The 24,991-nt window shown below is 67.7% G+C and carries 20 protein-coding genes and 2 pseudogenes; 11 read left to right on the forward strand and 11 right to left on the reverse strand.

Going from position 1 to position 24,991, the window contains the following annotated elements; all coding sequences use genetic code 11:
- Positions 1 to 17: 17 nt before the first annotated feature.
- Both ACIA75_RS10840 and ACIA75_RS10845 read right to left on the reverse strand, forming a co-directional pair.
- Complete coding sequence (locus tag ACIA75_RS10840; protein WP_397102377.1) at positions 18 to 1,331, reverse strand: cytochrome P450; 1,314 nt, start codon at positions 1,329 to 1,331, stop codon at positions 18 to 20.
- A gap of 443 nt (positions 1,332 to 1,774) precedes the next feature.
- Positions 1,775 to 2,176 carry a hypothetical protein gene (locus ACIA75_RS10845; protein ID WP_397102380.1) on the reverse strand — a complete coding sequence of 134 codons (402 nt, stop codon included), beginning with the start codon at positions 2,174 to 2,176 and terminating at the stop codon, positions 1,775 to 1,777.
- Positions 2,177 to 2,500: 324 nt separating this feature from the next.
- Between ACIA75_RS10845 and ACIA75_RS10850 the strand changes: the two genes are divergently transcribed.
- On the forward strand, positions 2,501 to 2,899 hold the full coding sequence (locus tag ACIA75_RS10850; RefSeq protein WP_397102382.1) for a PPOX class F420-dependent oxidoreductase: 399 nt from the start codon (positions 2,501 to 2,503) through the stop codon (positions 2,897 to 2,899).
- Positions 2,900 to 2,968: 69 nt separating this feature from the next.
- Here the strand turns inward: ACIA75_RS10850 and ACIA75_RS10855 are convergent, their stop codons facing one another.
- Together ACIA75_RS10855 and ACIA75_RS10860 are read right to left on the reverse strand one after the other, a co-directional pair.
- Complete coding sequence (locus ACIA75_RS10855) at positions 2,969 to 3,367, reverse strand: nitroreductase family deazaflavin-dependent oxidoreductase (RefSeq protein ID WP_397102384.1); 399 nt, start codon at positions 3,365 to 3,367, stop codon at positions 2,969 to 2,971.
- Between the two features lie 22 nt (positions 3,368 to 3,389).
- Complete coding sequence (locus ACIA75_RS10860; RefSeq protein WP_397102386.1) at positions 3,390 to 3,821, reverse strand: MerR family transcriptional regulator; 432 nt, start codon at positions 3,819 to 3,821, stop codon at positions 3,390 to 3,392.
- Positions 3,822 to 3,875: 54 nt separating this feature from the next.
- On the opposite strand from ACIA75_RS10860, the gene ACIA75_RS10865 reads away from it, so the two are divergent.
- Positions 3,876 to 4,712, forward strand: a complete 837-nt coding sequence (locus ACIA75_RS10865) for an LLM class F420-dependent oxidoreductase (RefSeq protein WP_397102389.1) — start codon at positions 3,876 to 3,878, stop codon at positions 4,710 to 4,712.
- Positions 4,713 to 4,979: 267 nt separating this feature from the next.
- On the opposite strand, the gene ACIA75_RS10870 is transcribed toward ACIA75_RS10865, so the two are convergent.
- Positions 4,980 to 5,447: a hypothetical protein gene (locus tag ACIA75_RS10870; RefSeq protein ID WP_397102391.1), complete on the reverse strand. Its 468-nt coding sequence runs from the start codon at positions 5,445 to 5,447 to the stop codon at positions 4,980 to 4,982.
- On the opposite strand from ACIA75_RS10870, the gene ACIA75_RS10875 reads away from it, so the two are divergent.
- On the forward strand, positions 5,446 to 5,790 hold the full coding sequence (locus tag ACIA75_RS10875) for a contact-dependent growth inhibition system immunity protein (RefSeq protein ID WP_397102393.1): 345 nt from the start codon (positions 5,446 to 5,448) through the stop codon (positions 5,788 to 5,790). The genes ACIA75_RS10870 and ACIA75_RS10875 overlap by 2 nt on opposite strands.
- A gap of 2 nt (positions 5,791 to 5,792) precedes the next feature.
- The gene (locus ACIA75_RS10880; RefSeq protein ID WP_397103445.1) at positions 5,793 to 6,476 is read left to right on the forward strand and encodes a nucleoside/nucleotide kinase family protein; all 684 of its coding nucleotides are present in this window, start codon (positions 5,793 to 5,795) and stop codon (positions 6,474 to 6,476) included.
- Here ACIA75_RS10880 and ACIA75_RS10885 read toward each other — a convergent pair.
- Positions 6,433 to 7,338 (reverse strand): PfkB family carbohydrate kinase, encoded by a 906-nt coding sequence (locus ACIA75_RS10885; RefSeq protein ID WP_397102396.1) that lies wholly within the window; start codon positions 7,336 to 7,338, stop codon positions 6,433 to 6,435. The genes ACIA75_RS10880 and ACIA75_RS10885 overlap by 44 nt on opposite strands.
- A gap of 188 nt (positions 7,339 to 7,526) precedes the next feature.
- Between ACIA75_RS10885 and rox the strand changes: the two genes are divergently transcribed.
- Positions 7,527 to 8,951: a rifampin monooxygenase gene (gene rox, locus ACIA75_RS10890; protein WP_397102398.1), complete on the forward strand. Its 1,425-nt coding sequence runs from the start codon at positions 7,527 to 7,529 to the stop codon at positions 8,949 to 8,951.
- A gap of 80 nt (positions 8,952 to 9,031) precedes the next feature.
- On the opposite strand, the gene ACIA75_RS10895 is transcribed toward rox, so the two are convergent.
- Positions 9,032 to 9,661, reverse strand: a complete 630-nt coding sequence (locus tag ACIA75_RS10895; protein WP_397102400.1) for a maleylpyruvate isomerase family mycothiol-dependent enzyme — start codon at positions 9,659 to 9,661, stop codon at positions 9,032 to 9,034.
- A gap of 70 nt (positions 9,662 to 9,731) precedes the next feature.
- Here ACIA75_RS10895 and ACIA75_RS10900 point away from each other — a divergent pair, with 70 nt between their 5' ends.
- Entirely contained in the window at positions 9,732 to 10,658 is a 927-nt protein-coding gene (locus ACIA75_RS10900) for a MerR family transcriptional regulator (protein ID WP_397102402.1), read from the forward strand.
- A 229-nt stretch (positions 10,659 to 10,887) separates the two neighbouring features.
- Here ACIA75_RS10900 and ACIA75_RS10905 read toward each other — a convergent pair.
- Positions 10,888 to 11,187, reverse strand: a pseudogene (locus tag ACIA75_RS10905) (FAD-dependent oxidoreductase); the annotation flags it as partial.
- Between the two features lie 33 nt (positions 11,188 to 11,220).
- Here ACIA75_RS10905 and ACIA75_RS10910 point away from each other — a divergent pair.
- Positions 11,221 to 11,778: pseudogene (locus tag ACIA75_RS10910) on the forward strand (response regulator); the annotation flags it as partial.
- An 85-nt stretch (positions 11,779 to 11,863) separates the two neighbouring features.
- Here the strand turns inward: ACIA75_RS10910 and ACIA75_RS10915 are convergent.
- From ACIA75_RS10915 to ACIA75_RS10925, 3 genes are all read right to left on the reverse strand, one after another.
- Positions 11,864 to 12,406: a YaeQ family protein gene (locus ACIA75_RS10915; protein WP_397102404.1), complete on the reverse strand. Its 543-nt coding sequence runs from the start codon at positions 12,404 to 12,406 to the stop codon at positions 11,864 to 11,866.
- Positions 12,407 to 12,561: 155 nt separating this feature from the next.
- Complete coding sequence (locus tag ACIA75_RS10920; protein ID WP_397102406.1) at positions 12,562 to 13,224, reverse strand: MspA family porin; 663 nt, start codon at positions 13,222 to 13,224, stop codon at positions 12,562 to 12,564.
- Between the two features lie 66 nt (positions 13,225 to 13,290).
- A complete protein-coding gene (locus tag ACIA75_RS10925) occupies positions 13,291 to 13,941 on the reverse strand; it encodes an MspA family porin (protein WP_397102408.1) in 651 nt (216 codons plus the stop codon).
- Between the two features lie 497 nt (positions 13,942 to 14,438).
- Between ACIA75_RS10925 and ACIA75_RS10930 the strand changes: the two genes are divergently transcribed.
- The 4 genes from ACIA75_RS10930 (at position 14,439) to ACIA75_RS10945 (ending at position 24,947) form a co-directional block, all read left to right on the forward strand.
- A complete protein-coding gene (locus tag ACIA75_RS10930) occupies positions 14,439 to 15,470 on the forward strand; it encodes an iron chelate uptake ABC transporter family permease subunit (protein WP_397102410.1) in 1,032 nt (343 codons plus the stop codon).
- Entirely contained in the window at positions 15,467 to 16,546 is a 1,080-nt protein-coding gene (locus tag ACIA75_RS10935) for a FecCD family ABC transporter permease (RefSeq protein WP_397102412.1), read from the forward strand. Before ACIA75_RS10930 ends, ACIA75_RS10935 begins: the two co-directional genes overlap by 4 nt.
- 28 nt (positions 16,547 to 16,574) lie before the next feature.
- On the forward strand, positions 16,575 to 17,426 hold the full coding sequence (locus ACIA75_RS10940) for an ABC transporter ATP-binding protein (RefSeq protein WP_397103447.1): 852 nt from the start codon (positions 16,575 to 16,577) through the stop codon (positions 17,424 to 17,426).
- 150 nt (positions 17,427 to 17,576) lie between these two features.
- Positions 17,577 to 24,947, forward strand: a complete 7,371-nt coding sequence (locus tag ACIA75_RS10945) for an amino acid adenylation domain-containing protein (RefSeq protein ID WP_397102414.1) — start codon at positions 17,577 to 17,579, stop codon at positions 24,945 to 24,947.
- The last annotated feature ends 44 nt before the right edge of the window (positions 24,948 to 24,991 follow it).

Here is a 24,991-nt window from a genome sequence, read left to right on the forward strand (position 1 = left end):
GGCTCTCCGCCGCGCGATTACCCGGAGACCGGACGGACTTCGAGCGGGAGCCTTCTCACCCCAGGGATCGGACCCATCGCTCGCGGGAGCTTCTTGGTTGTGGCCGCCTGGAACTCCCACTTCGACAACAGGCTGTGGAGCGTCGTTTGCAGTGCCATCCAGGCATAGTTGTTGCCCATGCACATCTGATTGCCCATGCTGAACGGAACGAAGCTGCGGCATTTCGACCCAGAGCCCGAGGCCGGCCACCGATCGGGGTCGAAAACGTTCGGCTCGGCGAAAATGTGCGGATTTCGGTGAATCGCGGCAATGCTGTAGCCGATATCGGTTCCGGCGGGAAATGTGAAACCGTCGAGTTCGACCGAGGTGACGCTGCGTCTGGTCTGCAGCAGTGGCGAATGGATCCGCGTGACCTCGTTCAGGAACCGGTTCAGATAGTCGAGTTGGTCGAGGCTTCGGGGGCCGAGTTCTCCTGCGGCAGAGATCTCTTGCTGCAGTTCGGAAGCCACCTCCGGATGTCGGGTCAACTCGTACAAAGCCCAGGTCAGCGTGGCGGTTGAGGCGTCGATCCCGCCGAAGAGAACGGTCACGGCTTGATCTGCCAGGAACTTGTCGCTACGTTGTTCGGCCTCCGGCGAGTTCAGCAGGATGTCGATCAGGTCGTTCCGGCGGTCACCGCTCACTCGGCGCGCGACGAGCAACTCCTGGCAGTAGTCCCGCAGTCGCGTTCCAGCCGCCAGGAATCTGCGGTTCACCGGTAACGGCAAATTCGCCAGCTTCTTGGGCAGCACACTTCCTACTATGGCACCGCCGCCTATATCCGCGATCAGACCCGAGATGAACTGCAGCTCCTCGGTGTCGGGTTCGTGCGAGAACATGGTCCCGAGCAGGTTGGCGATCACCAGCCCCAACAATGCGGAACGGGCCTCGATAATCTGGCCCGGCCGCCACGAAGTCGCCAATGCGTCCGCGTTACGCTTGATGAGGTGCGCGTAGCTTTCCAGCTCTGTCCGATGGAACGCTGGTTGCAGCAGACGACGAAGATCCCTGTGCTGCTCACCGTCCGCGACGATCAGCGATTCCCCGAATATGAGACGAATGCGTTCGAAGAGGAGTCCTCGCTCGTAGGCGTCGGAGTTCTCCACCAGCACACGGTGGAGTAGTTCGAAATCGGTGATCACATAGACAACGCGATTCCCGATTTCGACACGCGCGATTTTCCCGACGTCGGCCAGATTCACCATGAATCGGACTGGATCACGCAATAGTGTCAAACCGTGTCCGAGAACCGGCAAACGTCCGGGTCCGCACGGGACGTCACGAAGATCCACTGCATGTTGCCTTTCTCTCAGCAGGTTCCAGGCCGGAGACAGCGGGTGATCGGATCGTGGCCCCGACAGCAGCAATTCCCGCTCCTTCTCCGGTATAGGTCGGCGAGGTCGCCTGAACAACCGGTCTGTGCCGTCGACTGCCGAGGGGCCAGGCCGTCCCGAAAATGCATGTCCTTCGTCGCCGCGTCACAGCTGTTGCCATACAACACCGCCCGTCGATCAGTCGCAGCCACTCCTGGAACAGCCTGTCCGGCAACGATATCCTCACCACTCTCGGCAAACTTGTTCGATCCCGGACTTCTCCGATGGCCCACACAGTAGCTACCGCACGGCGACAACCGATTCGGATCACCGAGGCTTGGTCTCTATCGGCACGTTACATTATCCGGGACCTCGAGGCCGCGCCCTGACATTCTGGCGAAACGCCGCTGCCCGAGCATTTTTCACCTATTCGCCCTTCCCCTCGGCGCGGAAGAAGAGCGCCGCCCCCGCGCGGCGGAGCGCACCATCAGACCGGCGGCGATCAGTTGTATCAGGTTTGCCCCGACCACATTCCGCAACCGGACCAGGTCGAATGGAATCAGCGGCGCATGGCTGACCCGTGTTTCGTGCACCACGAAGTGTGCGAGCAGGACCACGGCGGCACCGAACGGCCACATCGTGTGCGGCGAGGACCGATCGTTCGTGGCGGTCTGTGCTACCGCATAGGCGAGCAGTGCGGTGACCGCGCCCACGAGATCGATGGACCGCATCGACTGCTCGGTTCTGGCGGCCAGTAGGAAACTCAGTCCGATCAGGATCATCGCTATGCCGAAGGCACGTTGATGTTGAAGATCCAACGCCATCCGGGTCCGTCGACCAGTCGTCCGCCGGGCGCCAGCCCCAGCGACCCGCCGACCGCGGTCACCGCTCCCCAGATGGCGATGGCACGGTTGCGTGGCGAGCCTTCCAGGAAGAGTTTGCGTCCGGTCCGGAGGCTGTTCCGGCGCCTACCACGCAGCTGTATCCAGCATGTGCAGCTTGCTGATTCGAGCGCGATCGCGTGGTAGCCGTCTGGAATCTAGCAACGCTAGACAAAGTAGCGAGCGGATGTTACTTTTGCTCTGATGGCTAGCGGTGCTAGAAACCGAAGCCGAGAATGCTCACCGCCTCACCGAGGAGTAACCGACATGACCTTCACCAGCAACGAACAGCAGTTTCTCGCGGAAGCCGGAATCGGCCGGCTGGCCACGGTGTCGCCCGACGGCGTTGTGCAGAACAACCCGACCGGCTACCGGGTGAACGCCGACGGCACGATCGACATCGGGGGCATGCGGATGCGTGACAGTCGGAAGTACCGCAATGTCGAGGCGGGCAGCCGGGTGTCGTTCGTCATCGACCAGCAGGTTTCCCTGGAGCCCTATGTGATTCGCGGCATCGAGGTCCGCGGCACGGCCGAGGCGCTCGATGACGAGGAGCCGCCGTTCCCACCCCAGGAGCGCGCGGTCATCCGAATTCGCCCCGAACGGGTCATCTCCTGGGGCATCGACGGTGGATCCTTCGACTTCACCAGTCGCGCCGCCGAGTAGTTCGGGCACCGTGGGCGATTGCAGAGCAAGGTTCCATCCACTGTCGAACGGCCTATGTCGGGCGGCCGGTCATTCGATATCGAAGACAAGCACTCCGGCCAGCCGGTTCCCGAGCCGCGCGATACGCGGTATGTCTGCTGAAGCCTGGTTGGGCCGGAGGACACGGGGATTACTCACGACGACCGTGGACCGGTGGTAGCGCAGCGGCGCGCCTCCCGCGGCGACGACATTGCGTGCCCAGTCGGTCTCGCCGTGTAAGAGCACCACCGCCATCACCCGGCCTTTGCGGAATACGGCGACCGGGGTCAGGTAGGGCCGGCCGGTCCGGCGACCTGTGTGCTCGACGACGGCGTAACCCGGAAGCCACGGCGCGATCCGACGCATCCAGGGATTCAGCAGCCGTGTGCCCAACCGGTCGAGCCAATCGGGAAAGTAGCTCGGTAGCGGCTTGTCGGTGCCCATCATCATGGCGAGTCCACGGAGGGGTAGGTCACCGAGAAACCTTCTGTGGGAGGAGATTCCATCCGACCTGAGGGGGTCGGGTGGAGGACTCCCGCGGTGGCGGGGATATCGGGACGCCGGAGTCGAGAAGGATCGAGGCGAGGAGTCGGCGGGAGAGGGCGAGATCCGTGGCCAGCGCGTCCATTCGGGCTATCTCCGACTGCAGCACTGCCACGGCTTCGGCGCACGGTTCGAGCCGCGGGACGGTGCCGCGGGTGCACGGCAGGACCCGGCGGATGACCTCGGTGGTCAGGCCCGCGGCCAGCAGAGCGCGGATGCGGAGCACGGTGTCGACTGCGGAATCGTCGAAGCTGCGGTAGCCGTTGCCGCCTCGCGTGGCCGTGAGCAGGCCCTGGCGCTCGTAGTACCTCAGGGCTCTAGTGCTGGTGCCGGTGCGCTGGGCCAGCTCGCCGATCTGCATTCCACTCACCTCGACCTTGACATTGACGTTGGTGTCAATGTTTACCGTAGCCGCATGCATATCGGAATCTTCACCGGCGTGACCGATGAAAGTATCGGTCCGGCCGACCTTGCCCGAGCGGTGGAAGACCGCGGCTTCGAATCGCTGTTCGTTGCCGAGCACACACATATCCCGGTCACGGTCGCGACCCCGTATCCCGGCGGCGGCGAGATTCCCCGGGACTACTACCGCAACCTCGACCCGTTCGTCACGCTCTCGTTTGCCGCCGCCGCGACCCAGCGGCTACGGATCGGCACGGCCGTGACCTTGGTTGTCCAGCGCGATCCGATCATCCTGGCCAAAGAGGTGGCGAGCCTGGACCTGGCCTCGGGTGGGCGGTTCGAACTGGGCGTCGGTGTCGGCTGGCTGCGTGAGGAGATGCGCAATCACGGCACCGATCCCCGGACGCGTGTGGCGCTGCAGCGGGAACGGCTCCTCGCGATGAACACTATCTGGACCGAGGAAAAGGCCGAATTTCACGGTGAATTCGTAGATTTCGACCCGTTGTACTCGTGGCCGAAGCCGGTGCAGCGGCCGCGCCCGCCGGTCTGGATCGGCGGCTGGGGGCCGTCCACGCACGAACGTATCCTCGATCACGCCGACGGCTGGCTGGCGCCGGTGGGGATACCCCTCGACGAACTGGCGAAAGGCATTCGAGAGCTACAGGCGGTCGCCGACTGCCACGGCCGGCCACCGGTACCGGTGATCGCGACACTGTTCGATCCACAAGCTGGCGACCTGGAACGTCTGGCGGATATGGGAATTCATCGCACTTTGCTCGGCCTGGTTCCGGCGCTTGCGCACGATGCGGCATTGCGCAAGCTCGACCGGTTCGCCGAGGTGAGGCGCTGAATTGCTGAGCCCCCGAAAGGGCCGTACGGTCTCGGGGCCGTACACCGCGACTTGCGGTTCGATCAGCTCGCTGCGACTCGGGGGAAGGTGACTCCCGTCAGTTTTTCGGAGGCCTCCCACAGGCGGTGTGCCACCTCGGCATCCTGCGCCCGGGCCGAACGGCCGACCAGCTTCGGGGCCGAACAGTTCCTACGCGGTGCCCGGCTGCGCGCTGCAGACCGGGAACATCCATCGGCCCGACGATCAGTCGGCGGGGCGTGAGCCCGGTCAGCTGGAACAGTTCGTCTCGACCCAGCGGGCTTCGAGGTCTCGGCTGATGATGGTGATCGAGCCCGAGAGCAAACGGATTTCGTGGCGGCAACCGGTTTCGTGCGGAAGGACTTCGTCCAGCGTGATCGTGTTGTGTTCCGCCCAGGTCGGCGGATGGAAGGACGAGGTGGGAAACATCTCCCGCACACCGGAATAGCGGATCACCAGATCTTCCTCGTGTTTCCAGCAGTTGTGCCGGAATCCGAGCTCGAGCCATCGGTCGCCCGCGGTGTCGCCGGCGAGGACCGTATCGGGTCCGAGGTCCTTGATGCAGCGCGGCGCGGCGAAGTCGTAGTGCTGGGCATGGGTAGCGAATGCTCGCGCGCCGACCGGCAGGTTCTCTGCGAAGGTGGGTAGCAGCTTCAGATAAACCGTCGGGTCGAGGACAGTGCCGACGTCTGTGGCTTCCGCGATAACATGCCTCATGGCCGGTCGATCATATCGTCATGCCCCCGGCGGTGCGGGTTCGCGACGCTTACGGGACCGGCACCCGGAGATCGAATACTTGGCGGGCGCCTACTTTCACCAGGATTATGACCTCGAAGCGGACTCGCCGATGGGCGTGATCCGGAAGTTCCGGACCGACGAAGCTCCCGGTCAGGTCCAGGCTCTTCGCGAAGCTCTCCGGTTGCTGATCGATTCCGGCGCGAACGAGCAGCAGTTGGCCGAGGTGTGGCTGAGAAGAGGTGCCGGCGCCAGTTACGACCCGCGGACCGACGGGCTGGAATTTTCGGGATTTCTGAAAAATGTAGTCGATGAGCTGTCTTGACGATGGGTCGGAGTGCTCTCGCCTCGGTCGACGACCTTGCGGCGCGCGTGCGCTCGACTGCCGCTGCTGTCGAGTCCGGCCGGCGGTTTCTCCTCGGCCTTGCGGGTCCGCCGGCGGCCGGAAAGTCCACGCTTGCTGCCGAACTCGGCTCCGCACTGAACAGACTGGACGAGGGCCTGGCCGGCGTTGCGCCCATGGACGGATTCCATCGGACCAACCAAGACCTGGGGACCGCGGGTCAACTCGGAATTAAAGGGCAGCCACAGACTTTCGACCTCGCGGGGTTCACGGGCGCGCTGAGCGAACTCCGTTCTGCGGCACCGGGTGTGAGGGTCGGCTGGCCGATCTACGACCGCGAGATCCATGACCCGGTGCCGGACGGTGTCGTGTTCCACCGGCAGGCGATCGTCGTGGTCGAGGGCAACTATCTGCTCTTGGACAAACCAGGATGGAAGGATGTGCGCGGCTTTCTGGATGAGTGCTGGTACCTGGCCGCCGATCAGGAATTGATCGAGCAGCGACTGTACGGGCGGCATCTCGCCGGCGGAAAGACGCCCGCCGAGGCGCGTGCGCGGATCGCGAACAGCGATCTGCCGAACGCGGCGCTCGTAGCCCGGACCGCCCGGCGGGCCGATCTCGTTCTCACGCCCCGGGGTGACCGGTACCTGGTCCGGGAAGTTCGCTGAGGCGAGTGCACCATTCGCGGGTCCCGAAGAACCGGCAGGAAAAGCTCGCGATCTCCGAGGCCAGGGTCAGTGCTCGGACGAAATCGACACCGGCGCTGGTGTAGTAGCAGAACGCACCGTGCAGGATGTCACCCGCGCCGAGTGTGTCCACGGCACGAATGTCCGGTACGTCGATTCGGAAGGCGTGGTCGCCGGAAACGCCGACGATCGGCCCGTCGCCGTGCGTGATCGCGATGTCCTCGACACCGGCCGTGCGCAGGAAATCGAGTACGGAGTCGGTGGCCCCAGGGGTGATTCCCGGGGGTGCGAACGCCGCGGAGCAGATCGCGGCCCCGACGTGCGGGAGGATGCCGGCATGGGCGGCGCGGTACCTACCCGCGTCGAGTACGGTCGGGATCCCCAGTGACCGGGCCGCCTCGCAGAGACCCACGGCCAAGGCCGGGTAATGGCCGTCCACCAGTACTACGTCCACCCCCGCGAGCCGGTCCGTGAGACCGGGGTCGAACTCGACCCCGATCCGAGCGCCGTCCAGCGAAACGATCGTGCGGGTGGCGGTGTTCTCCGCGACCACGATCGACGACACCGGCGGCTGATGGTCGCTGCCCGGCAGAACATCGACCAGGTGCACACCGTGCACCGACAGGTCGTTCCGCATCAGGCCGGTGAGCTGGTGCGTTCCCACCGCGGTGAGCAGGGTGGACGATCCGCCGAGCGCGGCGTGGGCGACGGCAGCGTTGGTCGCGGGCCCGCCGGCACCGCTGTACTGGTCGACAGCCTGGGTCTTCGTGTCCTCGGGGGGATAGGTCTCGACCCGGTAGGCGATATCGACGGTGGAGAGACCGACGAACAAACCGGATCTCATATTCCCTCCCTTTTCAACATATATCGCAGTGGGGGCCTTGCGGCAAGGCCCGGGTCATGCCGCAGAATCTTCGGCCGAAGCGGGAAACCGGCGGAAATCAAGTATTCGGGACGTGCCGGTCCCGGGGTCTCTACACCGGCTACGCGGCGCGGCCGGCCGGAAAACGAACATCAGAGAGTGGACGGTTCATGTTCGATGTGATCATCGCCGGCGGTGGGCCGACCGGTTTGATGCTGGCCGGTGAGCTGCGGTTGCACGGCGTATACGTGCTCGTGCTGGAGAAGGACACCGAGCCGACCGGGCATGTCCGGTCACTCGGTCTGCACGTGCGCAGTATCGAGGTGATGGACCAGCGCGGACTGCTGGACCGGTTTCTCGCGCTCGGCACGCAGCACCCGCTCGGCGGCTTCTTCGCCGGTATCAGCAAGCGGCGGCCCGACGGGCTGGACACCGCACATCCGTACATCCTCGGGATCCCGCAACCGGTCACCGAGCGCCTGCTGACCGAGCACGCCACCGGACTCGGCGCCCAGATCCGGCGCGGCTGCGAAGTGGCCGGGCTGAGCCAGGATGACGACGGGGTCACTGTCGAGCTCGCCGACGGCAGGCAGCTGCGCTCGCATTACCTGGTCGGCTGCGACGGCGGCCGCAGCACGGTGCGCAAACTGCTCGGCGTCGGCTTCCCCGGCGAGCCCACCAGGGTCGAGTCGCTGCTGGGCGAGATGGAGGTCACCGCGAGCCCGGAGAGTCTGGCAGCCAGGGTGGCGGAGGTCCGTGAGACCCACAAGGGGTTCGGCGCCGGGCCATCCGGAGACGGGTTGTATCGCATCGTCGTGCCCGCTGACGGCGTGTCCGAGGACCGGTCTGTCCCGCCGGCCCTCGAGGAGTTCAAGCAGCAACTCCAGGTATTCGCCGGCACCGACTTCGGCGTGCACTCACCGCGCTGGCTGTCCCGCTTCGGCGACGCCACCCGGCTGGCCGAGCGCTACCGGGTCGGCCGGGTACTGCTGGCCGGCGACGCGGCCCACGTCCACCCACCCCTCGGCGGTCAGGGCCTCAACCTGGGCGTGCAGGACGCGTTCAACCTGGGCTGGAAACTCGCCGCCGAGATCAACGGGTGGGCGCCGGAGGGCCTGCTGGACAGCTACCACACCGAACGGCACCCGGTCGCCGACGACGTACTGAACAACACCCGCGTGCAGTCCGAGCTGATCTCCACCGAGCCGGGTTCGCGGTCCGTGCGCCGGCTGCTGTCGGAATTGATGGACTTCGAGGAAGTGAACCGCTATCTGACCGAGAAGATCACCGCGATCGGCGTCCGCTACGACTTCGGTGAGGGGCACGAACTGCTCGGCCGGCGGCTGCGCGACATCGAGCTGAAGCATGGGCGCCTCTACGAGCGCATGCACGGCGGCCGCGGGCTCCTGCTGGACCGGACCGGCGGGCTTTCGGTGGCAGGCTGGGCGGACCGGGTCGATCACATCGTCGACGCCACCGAGGAATTGGACGTTCCCGCCGTGTTGCTGCGCCCCGACGGCCACGTGGCATGGGTCGGTGCGGATCAGCAGGACATGGGCGCCCAGCTCTCCCGGTGGTTCGGCGCCGCCGCTTGACCTGGATGAACTCGACGTCATCCGCCTATCGACCGGGCCGCCGAGTTCTCGGCCGTCTCCTCGGCAACGGAGGAATCGGGTCAATCCGTTCCGTGCCGCCGGGCCTGATCCGGCGCCGGTATGCGGCTGGTGACCAGTAGGAGCAGGTCGGCTATCGGTGCTGCTATCGGGGTGCCCGAACCCGCGGACCAGTCCGTATCGGTGGCGGTGAGCCGATGGCCGGCCAGTTGGCGTCGAGCGTGGAAGGGCCAGCCGCCCTGCCAGACCCGTTCGACCGACCAGCGCGCGGCGTCGACCGGCATATCGCGGCGGATGCCCAACGGAACCGCGATGTCCTGCCCGTGGACGAGCAGATCCATCAGGCGGTCCACGGCGTTCGTCGAGAGCGGTGTGTGCCGGATATCGATGATCGCGTGCAGTTCGTCGGTGAGGGCCCGGGGCGAACGGCTGTCGGCGTACCGGATGGCGGTGTCGAAGTTCATCCGGGCCACGCTTCCGCGGGCCCGCGCCACCTGCCGGAGGAGCCAGCCGAGTTTCGCCTGGGAGGTGAGCAGGATATGGGCGACGACGTCGCGGACCCGCCAGCCCTCGCACAACGACGGGTGGTCCCACTGGTCGTCCGACAGCCCGCGCAGCAGCTCGGTCAGGCTTGCGCGTTCGGCGGCCACGGCCGCCCAGACGAGTTCTTCGGTGCTGCTACCGGCGCCCATCGCCGAACCTCCTGTGCTCGATTTCTTCCGGTAGCGTAGGAACTCCAGTCGGGTGGAGGTTCCAGTAGTTGTGACCTACATCACTTATCCGTCCAATGCGGTGAGCATCGGGGAAGCCTCCCGGCGCACCGGGGTCCCGGTGCGGACCATTCGGTTCTATTGCGACGAGGGGATTCTCGCGACGCAACGGACGAGCGGTGGGCATCGAGTGTTCACGCCGGATGCCCTCGACCGGTTGCTCCTGATCCGGCGGTTGCGAGCGGTGGGCCTGGGGCTGACCGCGATCATCGATGTGCTCGCGGATCCGTGCGCGGTCCCCGATGCGCTCGCCGCGGAACGAGCCGCCGTGGAAGCCGAGCTCGATGCGTTGTCCTGGCGGCGCGCGGTTCTCCTCGCGATCGAACAGGCCGACGGCGACGACCGCCCCCGGGTGCTGACGAGGCTGGCGGCGGTCGCCGACCGGCGTGCGGCACGCGGCACCCTGATCGACTTCTGGAGCCGGATCCTGGCCGCCATGCCTGCCGCGATGTTCGATGATTTCGTCGAGATGGACGTTCCGGCGGTGCCGCCGGCACCGTCGCCGCGTGACGTTCTCGCGTTCGCCGAACTCGCCCAGCTGGTGCAATCGCCCGACCTGGGGCGAGCGATATCCCAGCAGCTGTGGGGCGGGGACGATTCGGCGATCCGGAGCAAACGGATGCTGATCCACGATCTCGCGCCCGCCTACGCCACGGTCGCGGATCGGGTCGCCGCCGGCGATTCGCCGGGTCCCGGTCCGGAACTGGACCTGTATGTCGCCGCGCACGCGGCGGCCCGCGGTCGCCGTGATACGGAGGGGTTCCGGCGCCGCCTGGCCCGCGGTGCCCCGGTTGCCGATCGCGCGGCTGTCCGTTACTGGACTCTTACCGCGGAAGCGCTCGGCACGGTGAGCACGACCGGCGCGATTCAGCATTGGCTGGACACGGCACTCCTGCGTTCGGTCGCGCCGATCGGCTGATACATCCGAAGATCTTCACCACACCGATGACGGGCCGCGAAGCGTGGGCCCATGTGGACGAGTGGCTGGACCACGATATGGCGTGGATACCGCTGCCGACCGATCGCCACCGGCGGGTTCTCGGCCGGCTCGTCGATGACCACTATGCGACCGGCAACCTGGTGCCCCACGCTCACCTGGCTGCGCTTGCGATCGAACACGGTGTGTCGGTGTGCTCCTTCGACACCGATTTCGCCGCTTCACGGCGGAGTTGCCACAGGGTGCCTTTGCAGACTGCCTCTTTGACCGCGGCCGCGGCCCGGCCGGCGAGGAAGATGTTCACGGGTGAATCGTCGCGCCGGGCGGCTTGGATGATTGCGCTGCGCCGGCCGAGGCTGACGCACGATCCGACGAAAGCCTGGTCGATCGGGGCAGGCCGGTCGCCGGTGATCCGGCTCAGCACGGTGTCGGCCGCCTGGGCTCCCAACGGGATCGCGGCCTGGCAGTTCATCCGCAGCGGCCGACCCGACGGTGCGGCGGCGTCGCCCGCGGTTCGACGAACTCCGCTCGCGGATTCACCAAAGTCGCGGAGGCGGCCAACGGCTACGAGGCCGTGCAGGAGGTGGGGCATATCCCCGTCGACCTCGCGATCCTGGATATCGCCATGCCCCGGATGACCGGTATCCAGGCGGCCCGCGAGATCAACCGCCGCACGCCCGGAGTGCGGATCCTGATGCTGTCGATGTACGACAACGAACAGTATTTCTTCGAATCGCTGCGCGTGGGCGCCTCCGGTTACGTGCTGAAATCCGTCGCCGACCGCGATCTGCTCGAAGCCTGCCGCGCCACCCTGCGCGGCGAGTCCTACCTGTACCCCGGCGCGGTGAACTCCCTGATCCGCGACTGGCTGCAACGCGCCGACCGGGACGAACCCCTACCGCACACGCTGCTCACGCCGCGCGAGGAGGAGATCGTCAAACTCGTCGCCGAGGGCTACTCCTCCCGCGAGATCGCCGGTGATCTGGTGATCAGCGTGAAAACGGTCGATCGGCATCGCGCGAACATCCTGCAGAAGCTCGGGTTACGCGACCGGTTGGCTCTCACCCGCTACGCGATCCGGGCGGGTCTGATCGAACCGTAGTCCGGGCACGGCCCCGGCCGGTCCGACGGGGAACTCCGAAGCTGTCCGGAACGAAGTCGCCGAGGCCGGTGGTGGCCGGCGTGTGTCAGGCGAGCCGGTTCTCGTCGATCGCAGACGCGAAATCGGTGCCGTTGAGTTCGAGGTAGAGCTGTCGTTCCATGACCGAAACCGTGGCGCTGTTGCGACGTTCCACGACCTCGGACGCGGCGGTGACGAAAGCGCGGTCGAGGCTGTAGAGGGGAATGGTCTCGGCGCGGTGAATCCGCTTTCCGGCCAGCGGCGCGAGCACTTTCGCCGGGTCCCGGTGGGTGTACACGGCGACCCGGCCGGCCAGTTTGCTGCCACGGTGGACGCGCTCGGCATCGGGGGCGCCGACCTCGATCCACGCGGTGATGCGACCGGTGAGGTCGCGGACCAGGACCGCGGGTTCGTCGGTGGACGACACCCCGCCGTCGCTGAAGGTGATCCCCTCCTCGTATTCGAGGCAGTAGGCGAGCAGGCGGGTGATCAGGAACTCCGCGGTTTCCGACGGATGCCGGGCGAGGCGCAGGTCCAGCTCCTGGTACACGCCGCGGTCGACGTCGGAGAGTTGGACAGCGAAGGTGTGCAGAGTCGCGCCGATAGCCATAGGGGGGCCAGCCTATACGGCGGCCGGACGCCGCGAGGATTCGCCGAGGTGCGTAGTCGGCAACCAACCGCATACGGCTGTTGCCCGGGAAGACGGAGGACGGCGAAGCCCCGGCCGTTGCGGCGGGGCTACGCCGATCCTGCGAGGTCCCTAGATCAGCCGAGGCTGAAGGGCTGGCCCCAGACACGGAACTCGGAGATGCCGTTATCGGTGGTCACCTCGACCCGCACGAACGAGCGGGCCTGGGCGTAGCCGGCGCAGCCGTTGAGCCCGATGGTGGTGTCGGTCCAGGTCACCGAGCCGTTGGGGCCGGTGAACTTGGTGGCGAACGTGTGGCCCTCGTTGCCGTAGACGTCGGGCTTCTCGATGTCGAGGATCAGGAACGACTTGGCCTGACCGGGGCCCAGGGTGAGGTTCGCGCCCGTGCTGGCGTTGGCGGTGAGGTTCTCACCGGCGAGGCTCCCACCGGCACCGCCGTTGGCGCCGCCGCCGCTGATATCGACCTGGCAACCCACGACATAACCCGGGGTGATCTTGGTGCCCTTGTGCTTACCGTGCACCTCGACCTGCGCGCTGGCCGAGACCCAGGTGTTGCGGTGCAACGGGGTCGAACCCATCGACGGGTTGATCAGCGCCGACTCGTTGGCGATCCGCGCGGTGACCCCCAGGCCGTTGGGCAGGGTGTGGTACAGCTCGGCACCGGGCAGCGGGACGAAGGTATCGGCGTTGGCGGCGCCGGTGGAGAACAGGCCGACGGCGGCGGCTGCCGCAGCGGCGACGCTGGCGATACGCACGGCGCTCTTTTTCACTACAGACATGACATTTTCCCTCTCGGAAGAGATATTCCGTTCAGCGACGGATTGATCGACCAGTGCTGACCTGCGTCAGCCGATGCTGAACGGAGCTCCGTACAGGGTGGTCTTCGAGTAGTGGTCACCGATGATCTCGAGGACCGTGTAGGACCGGGCCTGGGCGTAGCCGGCGCAGCCCTCGATGTTCATTTCGACATCCTTGTAGTCGACCCAGTACGGACCGGGCTTGGTGACGTCGACGCCCTCGATGTGGACGAACTTCACTTCGCCCGGGCCGAGCTTGATGCTCAGGGAGCCGCTGCCACCCAGGGAGGAGGAACTCACGCTGGCGGAGACGCCGGCAGAGAGTGCGTTCTCGGCAATGCTGACCTGGCAGCCGACGATGTAGCCGGTGCTCAGGCGCGAGGCGCCGTGGGTGGAGGAGTTGTTGGTACCCGGAGAGTTGGTCGGGCCCTTCCACGGTCCCGCTTCGCCCTCGGGGGTGACGGCGACGTCGGCATGCACCTGCCCGGACAGCCAGGCGACGCGGCCCGCTCCGTTTGCCGACATCGACGGCGAAATCAGCGCGCTCTCGTTGACGCGGACGACCTTGTTGCCGTTCGGGTCGGCCTTTTCGCCGGCGGGCAGCGGCACAAACGTGTCCGCATGTGCAGTGCCGCCGGCAACGCCGAGTACCGCCGCCGCCGTCATCGCCGCGGTGGCAGCAATCCCTTTGATATTCATCCTATGTCCCTCATGATCTTGCGGATTGTCGCCGGGTGCGGCCGTAGCGGCTGACCGGCGGAAACGGCAGCCGGAATTCCCGGAAAGGAATGCGCGCGAAACGCAGGCCTGGTTCCGGGTGCTGCCCAATCGCAGGTGAAATCCGGTGGTGCAGAAGGGTCCACCGGTGGTGTCGGATCGTCGTTCCTGGGCGATCAGGTGACGAAGTGCTGCGCCATCAATCCCTCATCCTGTCTATCTCTTACAACCCGGCCAGGTATGGCCGGTGGCCCCGCGCCGTGTGAGCGAGGATGGCGAGGCACTACAGCGCGGCAGCGGAGTGCACATCCCGTCATCCTTTCGCTGGTCGGCACAGTCTGTTGCTAGCCTGTTTAAGTTAGGTTAGCCTGCGCTCACTATAAAGGTTCGTTAACAAAATTTGTGAGCTATGACCGTGACGTATCTCATATGCGCCGGGAAGGGACGGATTCCATGCACAGCTCATGTAATACCGCGTCATGACGGCCGGTTCGTCCTATGAATATCACACTCGGGTCTCGGTCCGCAGGTGGATGGGCTGGTTACTTGCGGCCGGTTTGCTGATTCTTGCCTGCGTACTCAGCCTTGTGGTGGGTGTCAAATCGATTCCGATCTCGGAGATCCTTTCTGCGCTGTGGCAGCCCGACGGCTCCCCGGACGGCTTGATCGTCAGCGAATACCGGCTTCCCCGTACCCTCTTGGGGCTGCTCGCGGGTAGTGCGCTCGGGATCGCGGGATGCCTCATGCAGGGGTTGACCCGCAACCCACTGGCCGACCCGGGCCTGCTCGGGGTCAATGCCGGCGCGGCATTCGCCATCGCGGTCGCGGTGGCGTATATGGGCGCCAGTGGTATCGCGTCCTATGTCTGGTTCGGTTTTGCCGGCGCGGCGGTAGTGTCCGTGGTGGTGTACCGGCTGGGGACCGTCGGGCGGGGTGGTACCGATCCGATCCGCCTCACGCTGGCCGGCGTCGCGGTGACCGCCGTGCTCACCGGCATCACCAAGGGACTGATCCTGCTGAACGCGGCTGCCTTCGACGAAATGCGGCAGTGGGACGCGGGCGCGCTGACCGGCCGCGGCTACGACGTTCTGGCGGGTGCGACTCCGTTCATCATCACGGGAATTGTTTTCGCCGGAATCGCGGCCCGGTCGCTGAACGCTGTGGCGCTCGGTGACGATATGGCCCGGGCACTCGGCGTACATGTGACACGGACCCGGGCGTTCACCGCCGTGGCCCTGATCCTGCTGTGCGGGACGGCGACCGCGGCGGTCGGGCCGATCACCTTCGTGGGTCTGGCGGTACCGCATATCGCGCGCTGGATCGTCGGGCCCGACTACCGGTGGATTGTCGCCTACTCATTGATCCTGGCGCCGACGCTGGTGCTGTTCGCCGATGTGCTCGGCCGGGTCGCCATTCCGCCGGACGAGCTGTCGGCGGGTGTGGTCACGGCATTCCTGGGCGCACCGGTGCTCATCTGGCTCGCCCGTCGTGCGGAGATGAGGGAGTCGTGACCACACTGCGTAAGGGGTCCCGGATCGGAAGCCCGGCGACGATCGATTTCGGCCGCACGGTCCGCGTGCTGCGGGTGCGTGGCCTCACCGCCCGGTTCGGGGTGCGCAGTATCGTGGTCTCGGCCGTGCTGCTCGTGGCCGCCTGCGTGGTGGCGCTGCTGGCGCTGGGTACCGGCGATTTCGCGATTCCGCCGGACCGGGTGCTGCGGGCGCTGTTCGGTAACGGGGTCGGCGGCGACGAACTCGTGGTGTGGGAATGGCGGGCGCCCCGGGTGCTGATGGCGCTGGTGCTCGGTGCGGCGCTCGGGATAAGCGGCGCGATCCTGCAGTCGGTGACCCGCAATCCGCTGGGGAGCCCGGATATCGTCGGGTTCAACTCCGGCGCGTACACCGGTGCGCTGCTGGTGATCCTGGCCGGTGGCGGGTACTACGCGACGGCGGCCGGTGCGGTCGGCGGCGGGCTGGCCACCGCGCTCGCGATCTTCATGCTCGCGTTCCGGCAGAACGTCAAGGGCTTCCGGCTGATCATCGTCGGTATCGGCATCAGCGCGATGCTGGCCGCGGTGAACACCTGGCTCATCCTGCGTGCCGACCTCGATGCCGCCATGTCGGCCGCCGCCTGGGGCGTCGGCACGCTGGATGGGCTGAGCTGGTCGGAGATCACGCCGGCGCTGATCGTTCTCGTCGTGCTCGCGATCGTGGTGGTACCCGTCGCGCACCGGTTGCAGATCCTGGAACTGGGCGACGACGCGGCGCAGGCGCTCGGGGTCCGGGTGGGCCGGTCGCGGCTGGTGCTCACGGCGCTGAGTGTCGCGTTCACCGCGGTCGGTACGGCCGTCGCGGGTCCGATCGCCTTCGTCGCCCTGGCGGCCCCGCAACTGGGCAGGCGGCTGGCCCGGACGCCGACGACCGCCCTGCTTCCGGCGGCGGCGATGGGCGCGTTGTTACTGGTGGCCTGTGATTGGATCTCGCGCCGCATCTTCGCGCCGACCACCCTGCCGGTGGGGGTGGTGACTGCGTCGGTCGGCGGTGCGTACCTGGCCTACCTGCTGGTGGTCGAGGCTCGACGGAACTGAGGGAATAGTCGTGGACGAAAAACTTGACCTGGGAGAACTCGGCGATTCCGACGAGCATGCCGCCGCACCGGAATCCGGCCCGGCCGCCCGGCTGCGGGCCGACCGGTTGCGGCTGGGGTACCGCAACCGGGTTATCAGTGACGAGCTGACCGTCGATATTCCGGACGGCACCTTCACCGTCATCATCGGACCGAACGCCTGCGGTAAATCGACCCTGCTGCGGGCCCTGTCGCGGCTGCTGGCCCCGGAATCCGGCTCGGTCCTGCTGGACGGTAAGGCGATCGGCTCGTATCCGGCCAAGGAGGTGGCCCGCCGGATCGGGTTGCTACCGCAGACCTCGACCGCGCCGGAAGGGATCCGGGTCGCCGATCTGGTGGCCCGGGGCCGGTATCCGCACCAGTCCCTGGTCCGGCAGTGGTCCCGTCGCGACGAGGAGGCCGTGGCCGCGGCGATGGCCGCGACCGGGGTGGCCGATCTGTCCGGCCGGTTGGTGGACGAGCTGTCCGGCGGCCAGCGGCAGCGGGTGTGGATCGCGATGGTGCTGGCCCAGGAGACTCCGATCGTGCTGCTGGACGAACCCACCACGTTTCTCGATATCGCGCATCAGATCCAATTGCTGGATCTGTGCCGCGAACTGAACCGGGATACCGGGCGAACGGTGGTCGCGGTACTGCACGATCTGAACCACGCGTTCCGTTATGCCGATCACCTGATCGCCATGCGCGACGGTGCGGTGGTCGCGGCGGGCGCGCCGCGGGAGATCGTCACCGCCGAACTGGTGCAGAAGGTATTCGACCTGGGCTGTCGGGTGATCGACGATCCGGAAACGGGTTCGCCGCTGGTGGTTCCGCTGGGAGAGAAAGCGGTCCGGGTGAGCTGAACGCCGGACGGAAGCACGGTGTCTTTCAACAATCAAGATGTTTCACTTTAGTAAAGGTTAGGCTAACCTCAACTGTGGTCGTGTGTTGTGCCGCGCGGTTCCACCGAATGGCACAACACACGGAAGTGGTTCACAGCGAAGGGAGTTGCCGTGCCGGCGGCAGTGCAGAACGCGTCGACGATCAGCGATCCGGGAATGGCGCTCACCGGCCCCCAGCTGGGAATCTGGAATGCGCAGCAGTTCGATCCGGAATCCGGCCGCTACCTGGTCGGCGAGGTACTCGAGATCTCCGGGGACGAGCCCATCGATGTCGACCTGCTGGCGGAGGCCATCCGGCTGACCGTCGCCGAGGCGGAGAACATGCGGCTGCGGTTCCGCGATACCGACGCGGGCCCTCGGCAATTCGTCAGCAACGAACCCGCGGTGCTGCAACCGATGATCGATCTGCGGGGCGCGGCCGAGCCGGTTTCGCTGGCTCATGAGGCGGTGGCGCTGGAGCGGCATCAGGCGGCGCAGCGGTGCCGCGGCATGGTGGACCGGCGCCTGTACAACTACACGCTGATCCGGCTCACCGAGCGCGAGGTGTGGTGTGTGCAGCTGTACCACCACCTGATCGTCGACGGGTACAGCGCGGCGCTGCTCTCGCGCCGGGTCGCCGCGCACTACACCGCGCTACGGCGGGGAACCGAGCCGCCCAAGGCGACTTTCGGAAGTATCGCCGATCTGGTCGCCGATGAGCAGGCGTATCGCGAAAGCGAGCATTTCGCCGCCGACCAGCAATATTGGCGGGAACAGCTGAGTCCCGCACCGACGCTGGACGGCCGCGGAACAGCCCTGGGTGGTGCGGTGGAGCGGACCATCCGGGCCGAGGCGATTCTGCCGGTCGCCACCCTCGACCGGCTGAAGCACTGCACCGAGCGCTACCGGATCACCTGGGCGGACGGGCTCATCGCCTGCTACGCCGCGTATCTGCAGCGGTTGCTGGGCACCTCCGATGTGGTGCTCTCGATGCTGATGATGGGCCGGGTCGGCCGGGTCGCGCTCAGTACGCCGGCCATGGCGGTGAACGTGCTGCCGCTGCGGCTGAGCGTGCATGCGCACGAGACCGTCGGTGAACTGGGTGTGCGGGTCGCGGAGACCTTGCGGGAGATGCGGAAGCATCAGCGCTACAGCGGTGCCGATCTCGCACGCGACCTGCGCGGTTTCGGCGCGGGCGAACTGCTGCACGGTATCGGTCTCAATCTGAAGGTCTTCGATTTCGCGCTGGATTTCGACGGCGCCGAGGGTGTGCTGCGCAATGTCGCGGGCGGGCCGCCGGAGGATCTCGGCCTGGTGGTGACGCCGCTGCCCGATAAATCCGTGCTGTTGAATTTCGAATGCGATGCGCGCACCAACGATCCGGAGACCGCCTACCGCCGGATGGCGGGGCTGGTCCGGGTGATCGAAGCCTTCACCGAACTGGACAAGGTGCCGGTCGGCGCGCTGGAGCTGATCGAGAGTGCTGAACGTGGCCGGCTGCTGACCGAGCGCACCGGTCCCGCGGCCGCGACCGGGACCGAACTGGTACCGGCGGCGCTGGACCGCATGATCGCCGAGCATGCCACCGATACCGTTCTGGTCGCCGGCGACGAGCGCTGGAGCGGTGCCGAACTCGGCGCCCGGGTGTACCGGCTGGTCCGATACCTGCGTGACCAGGGGGTGCGCACCGGGGATCTGGTGGGTGTCGCGCTGCCGCGGACCGCGGATCTGATGGTGGCGCTGCTGGCTGTCTGGCGGGCCGGGGCGACCTATCTGCCGCTCGATCCGGAGCATCCGGTACCGCGGCTGCGGACCATGATCGACGACGCGACGCCGGCCCTGGTACTGACCGACAACACGCTGGCGGCCGAACTGGACTGTCGCACGGTCGCACTCGACGACGAGCAGGTCCGGACCGCATTGCGGGAATACCCGGACAGCGCCCCCGCCCCGGCCGGCACCGTGCGTGGCGATCACCCGGCCTATGTGCTCTACACCTCCGGATCCACCGGCACCCCGAAGGGCGTGGTGATCGACCACGCCGCCCTCGCGCACCTGGTCGCGGGGCATCGGTCGGGGATCTACGCCGAAACCGTGGAGCGCGCCGGTGGTCGCCGGCTGGCGATCGCGCACACCACCTCGTTCGCCTTCGACGCCGCGCTCGACCCGTTGCTCTGGCTGCTCGACGGTCATCGGATCCACCTGTACGACAGTGCGATCCGCCGTGACCCCGCGGCGCTCGTGGCCGCGTTCGGTGCGGACGGGATCGAGGTCGTGGACGGGACCCCGACGCTGGCCGGCGCGCTGTTCGCGCACGGTTTGGCGCAGGTGGCGCCGCGGCTGCTGGTTCTCGGCGGTGAAGCCTGCCCGCCGGACCTCTGGCAGCAGGTGCAGAACGCCGGGATCACCGCGATCAACCTGTACGGCCCGACGGAGGCCACGGTCGATGCCATCGGCGCACCCGTGCGCGGGAGCGATCCGCATATCGGCGTCCCGCTGCCCGGGGTGCGGGTCTATCTGCTGGACAACGCGTTGCAGGTGGTCGCGGACGGGCAGCCCGGTGAACTGTATCTGGCGGGCGGCGGGATCGCCCAGGGGTATCTGGGCCGACCCGGGACGAGCGCGCAGAGTTTCGTCGCCGACCCGTTCGGCCCGCCGGGCGCGCGGATGTACCGCACCGGCGACCGGGCGCGCTGGGTTCCGGGGCAGGGATACTTCTACACGGGCCGGGCCGACGCCCAGGTCAAGATTCGCGGGCACCGGATCGAAATCGGTGAGGTGGAGGCCGCGTTGAGCGGTCTGCCGGAGGTCGCGGCGGCGGCCGCCGATATCCGCGACTTCGGGGGCCGGCCGAGTCTGATCGGGTATGTGGTCGCCACCGAAACGGCTGCGGCGGAGGTGACCGCCGGATCCGCGGATCTCGGCGCCCGGTTGCGCAACCGGCTGGCCGAGTTGGTGCCCGATCCGATGGTGCCCACCCGGATCGTGGTGCTCGGCGAACTGCCGTGGACGGTGAACGGCAAGGTGGACCGTCCCGCACTGCCCGACCCGGTGGAGTCCACCGGCGGCGGGCGCGTGCCGGCCACACCGGCCGAAGCGGCCGTCGCCGAGGTGGTGGCCGAACTGCTCGGCGGCGCCGGGGTCGATATCGACGACGATTTCTTCGGCGCCGGTGGCGACAGCATCACCGCGATCACTGTGTGCAGCAGGTTGCGTGAACGGGGCCTCGTGCTGGCCCCGCAGGATCTGCTGACCCGCCGCAGCCTCGGTGATCTGGCCGCTGCCGCGGAGCCGGTGGAGGTTTCGGCGAATACCGGCCCGGTCCCGGTGCCGCGCGCCGACTCGGTGACGATCGCCCTGCCGCCGCGCAGCATCGACGAACTGGCCGCCGTGCACGGGCCGATCGCCGATGTGCTGCCGCTGTCACCGCTGCAGGAAGGCCTGCTGTTCCACGCGCTGCGGGACGGTGCCGCCGATGTCTACACGCTGACCGCACGTTTCGAACTGTCCGGGCCCGTGGACCCCGACCGGCTGGCGGCCGCGTTCGCCGGCGTGCTGCGCCGGCACCCGAATCTGGGTGCCGCCTTCCACTACGACCAGGTGGACCAGCCTGTTCAGGTGATCCCGCGGACGCCCCGGGTCGCCTGGCGGGTCGAGGACCTGCGGGACCGCGCGGACGCCGCGGACGGCGCGCTGGCGCTGGAAACCGCCGCGGGGGAGGAACTGTTCGATATCGGCGACCCGCCGCTGTTGCGGGCGCTGCTCATCCGGCTCTCCGATACCGTGCACCGGCTGGTGCTCACCGCCCATCACCTGCTGGCCGACGGCTGGTCGATCCCGATCGTGCTGCGCGAGATGCTCGCCCTCTACCACGGTGAACAGCTGGACGAACCCGGTTATTACGGCACCTATCTCGCGTGGCTCGCGGGCCGCGACAGTGTCGCCGAAACCCGGCGCTGGGGTGACTATCTGGCGGGTCTGGAGGCACCGAGCCTCCTCGGCGCGCCGGGCCCGCGTTCGGCCGCGGTCGGGCTGCAGGTACCGCTGGCCGAGGACACCGCGGACGCGCTCGAGGCCTTCGGCCGGTCCCACGGTCTGACGATGAACACCCTGTTGCAGGGCGCGTGGTCGATGGTGCTGGCCGAACAGCTCGGCCGCACCGATGTCGTGTTCGGCGCGGTGGTCTCGGGCCGGCCGGCCGATCTGCCCGGTGTGGGCGGGATGGTCGGGCTGTTCAGTAACACCGTGCCGGTCCGGATGACGCTCGACACCGCAAGTCCCGTGGTCGAACAGTTCGCCGGATTCCAGCGGACCACGTTCGAACTGCAGAACCAGGGGTACCTGGGACTGGCCGCCGTGGAACGCGCCGCGGCGGTCGGACGGCTCTTCGACACCCTCGTCGTCTACGAGAACTTTCCGAAAATCGGTGTGGGACCGAAAGAATCACACGAGATCGGTGTCGCCGGCGTCGCCGTGCACAGCCTCACGCACTATCCGGTGACCGTGACCGCGCTCCCCGGCGATCGGTTCCGCCTCATGCTGCACTACGCCCCGGGCGCAGTCGACACCGCTCCCGCACAGCGGATGGCGGCGCGGCTGGGTGCCGTGCTCACCGCCCTGGTGGACGATCCGGCGGTCACCGTGGGCGCGGTACTCGACGACACCCGGCACCCGGACAGTCGGGGTGACACACTGGCCACCTGGATTTCGGCGGCGGAAATCGATCCGGCCGCCCCGGCGCTGACCGAAGACGGGGTGACGATCGACTACCGCGAGTTCGGCGAGCGGGCCGATCGCCTGGCCCGCTGGCTGGTTTCGCAACGGATCGGCCCCGAGACAGTGGTCGTGGTCGCGATGCGGCGCTGCGCCGAGGCCGTGATCGCGGCGCATGCGATCAGCCGCGCCGGCGGGATCTATCTGCCGGTGGACCCGGGCCAGCCAACCGAACGTGTCGACACCATCCTCGCCACGGCCGCCCCCGCGCTGGTTCTCACCACGGCCGCCGACGGTTTCGAGACCGGGCGGGCACCGGTCGTCGCCACCGACACCTTGGATCTGGCGGGCTTCACCGCCGGTGCGCTCACCGACGCCGACCGGCTCGCGCCGCTGCGTCCGGACAATGCTGCCTATCTGCTGTTCACCTCTGGATCGACCGGTGTGCCCAAAGGCGTCACGGTCTCCCACGCGGCCATCATCAACACCTTCGCCTGGCTGCAGGAACAGCATCGGTTCGGGGCGGGCGACACCATGCTGTACCGCACGCCCGCCACCTTCGACGCCTCGCTGCTGGAGATCTACCTGCCCTTGCTGGTGGGCGCCCGGATCGTGCTGGCCCGGCCGAACGGTCATCGCGACCCGTACTACCAGGCGGAACTGATGGCCGCCGAGCGGGTGACCGCCGTCCAGATGACCTCCTCCATGCTCACCACGATGGCCGAGGAGAGCGATCTCACCGGATGTTCCGCACTGCGTTGCGTGTTCACCGGCGGTGAACCGCTGCCGCCGGATACCGCGCGGCGCTTTCGCGAGGTGACCGGGACCAAGGTGAACAACCTCTACGGCCCCACCGAGGCCGCGGTCTGCATCACCTATCACGTCAGCGACGACACCGATGTGGAGACCGTCCCGATCGGCCGCCCGCCCGGCGGCGCGGGGGTGCGGGTGCTCGACGAACGGCTCCGGCCGGTGTCCTTCGGCACCATCGGTGAGCTCTACCTGACCGGTGTCCAGCTGGCCCGCGGCTACCTGCACGAACCCGCCCGCACCGCGCGGACCTTCGTCGCCGACCCCGCCGGCCACGGGGAACTCATGTACCGCACCGGTGATCTGGTGCGCTGGGGCGGCAACGGCGAACTGGACTACATCGGCCGCACCGATAGTCAGGTGAAACTGCGCGGGCAGCGCATCGAACTCGGCGATATCGAATCGGCCGTGCTGCGCCGGCCCGAAATCGCCCAGGCCGCGGTGATCCTGCGCGAGGACACTCCGGGCGATCAACGCCTGGTCGCCTACCTGCGGGCACGGTCGGGCGCCACCGTGGACTCGGGCGCGCTGCGAGCCGCGCTGCGGGAAACGCTGCCTGCGTACATGATTCCCGCGGCCTTCGTGGAACTCGACGAGATCCCCATGACGGTCAGCGACAAACTGGACCGCAAGGCGCTGCCCGTCCCGGAGTATCCGGTCGACGTGGCCGCGGCCGCGAGCACGGCCGCCCCGGGCGCATCGGCGGCGGCGGGGGTGCAGGTCGGCGCCGGTGGTTCGGCGGCGCGGGCGGATGCTCCGACCGGCCCGGACGGCTCGGCGGATCCAGGCGGTTCGGCAGGGCCGGGAGTGCCGGTGGGCCTCGGCGGTTCAGCCCCTGGTCCGGGCGTTGCGGTTGGATCCGGCGGAACCACCCGGAGCGCGGTCGCGCCGGCCGATCTGCGTGGTTCGCTGCCGGGGCAGGACGATCCGTCGGCTGCCGCGGGTGTACCGGGCGTGGCCGATGCGGTCACCGCGGCGATGGCCGCGGTTCTCGGTATCACGGCGATCGGGTACGACGACGATTTCTTCGCCGCCGGTGGCCATTCCCTCACGGCTGTGCGGTTGGTCGGGCGGTTGCGTCGCGCCGGATACGAGGTCGTGGTCGACGACGTATTCGAGGCGCCGACCGCCCGAGCCCTCACGGCGCGGATCGAGGGTGTCACCCTGCCCGCCGGAACCGATTCCCTCGACGAGGGTTCCGCGCTGCCGGCGACGGGCCCACAGGAGGCGGTGTCCGAGGAGATCGCGATGCTCGGCCGCCGCCTCGACCATGTACTGCGCGTGCGTGACCGCGGTACCGCCGAACCACTGTTCTGCGTGCATCCGGTGGGCGGCACCGCGTGGCAGTTCGCTCCGCTGGCCCGCCGGTTGCGCGCCGACCGGCCGCTGGTCGGGCTGCAGTTGCCCGCGCTGCGAGGCGATGATTCCGGGGCCGCCACGATCGACGAATTGGCCGCGCGCTATGTGGACACCGTGCGCGGAATCCAGCCGGAGGGGTCCTACCACCTGCTGGGTTACTCGCTCGGCGGAAATATCGTGCACGCGATGGCGGCTCAGCTCACCGCGGCCGGTGCCGAGGTGGCGTTCGCGGGCCTGGTGGATTCGCATCCGCTGGCCAACCTGGCCGAGCAGGCCGCCGAGGCGCTGGCCGAGCCGAGCCGGCTCGACAACTTGCTGCCGGAACTTCCCGAGGACGCACCGGATCTGGCCGCGCTCATCCGCGGTGCCGCCGGTGAACTCCTGCGCATGGTGACGAAATCCGAGGCTCCGCAGTATGCGGGCCCGATGGCGCTCTACGCCGCCGACCCCGGCGGGGAGGACGACGCCCCGCGCGTCGCCGCCCAGCTGGCGGGCTGGCGCGCCGCCGGCGCCCGGATCACCCCGCGCCGGTTGCCCTACACCCACTTCGGGATCGTCTCCGACGACGGGTGGGCCGAGGTCGCCGCGCTGCTCGACACCGTTCCGGCACTGCGGACGTGACCCGTGCGGACCGGCCCTGAGACTCTGCCGCGGCACCATCCGGT

The organism is Nocardia sp. NPDC051750 (assembly GCF_044453135.1).
Classification (GTDB): Bacteria; Actinomycetota; Actinomycetes; order Mycobacteriales; family Mycobacteriaceae; genus Nocardia.

What these genes read in the sequence shown, in the direction of transcription:
- ACIA75_RS10870 (WP_397102391.1), bottom strand. Translation starts at nt 5,447, where the DNA reads ATGAGGCATGTTATCGCGGAAGCCACAGACGTCGGCACTGTCCTCGAC.
- ACIA75_RS10860 (WP_397102386.1), bottom strand. Translation starts at nt 3,821, where the DNA reads ATGCAGATCGGCGAGCTGGCCCAGCGCACCGGCACCAGCACTAGAGCC.
- ACIA75_RS10915 (WP_397102404.1), bottom strand. Translation starts at nt 12,406, where the DNA reads ATGGCTATCGGCGCGACTCTGCACACCTTCGCTGTCCAACTCTCCGAC.
- ACIA75_RS10895 (WP_397102400.1), bottom strand. Translation starts at nt 9,661, where the DNA reads ATGGGCGCCGGTAGCAGCACCGAAGAACTCGTCTGGGCGGCCGTGGCC.
- ACIA75_RS10930 (WP_397102410.1), top strand. Translation starts at nt 14,439, where the DNA reads ATGACGGCCGGTTCGTCCTATGAATATCACACTCGGGTCTCGGTCCGC.
- ACIA75_RS10880 (WP_397103445.1), top strand. Translation starts at nt 5,793, where the DNA reads ATGGGTCGGAGTGCTCTCGCCTCGGTCGACGACCTTGCGGCGCGCGTG.
- rox (WP_397102398.1), top strand. Translation starts at nt 7,527, where the DNA reads ATGTTCGATGTGATCATCGCCGGCGGTGGGCCGACCGGTTTGATGCTG.
- ACIA75_RS10920 (WP_397102406.1), bottom strand. Translation starts at nt 13,224, where the DNA reads ATGTCTGTAGTGAAAAAGAGCGCCGTGCGTATCGCCAGCGTCGCCGCT.
- ACIA75_RS10875 (WP_397102393.1), top strand. Translation starts at nt 5,446, where the DNA reads ATGGCCGGTCGATCATATCGTCATGCCCCCGGCGGTGCGGGTTCGCGA.
- ACIA75_RS10855 (WP_397102384.1), bottom strand. Translation starts at nt 3,367, where the DNA reads ATGATGATGGGCACCGACAAGCCGCTACCGAGCTACTTTCCCGATTGG.
- ACIA75_RS10925 (WP_397102408.1), bottom strand. Translation starts at nt 13,941, where the DNA reads ATGAATATCAAAGGGATTGCTGCCACCGCGGCGATGACGGCGGCGGCG.
- ACIA75_RS10865 (WP_397102389.1), top strand. Translation starts at nt 3,876, where the DNA reads ATGCATATCGGAATCTTCACCGGCGTGACCGATGAAAGTATCGGTCCG.
- ACIA75_RS10885 (WP_397102396.1), bottom strand. Translation starts at nt 7,338, where the DNA reads ATGAGATCCGGTTTGTTCGTCGGTCTCTCCACCGTCGATATCGCCTAC.
- ACIA75_RS10845 (WP_397102380.1), bottom strand. Translation starts at nt 2,176, where the DNA reads ATGGCGTTGGATCTTCAACATCAACGTGCCTTCGGCATAGCGATGATC.
- ACIA75_RS10850 (WP_397102382.1), top strand. Translation starts at nt 2,501, where the DNA reads ATGACCTTCACCAGCAACGAACAGCAGTTTCTCGCGGAAGCCGGAATC.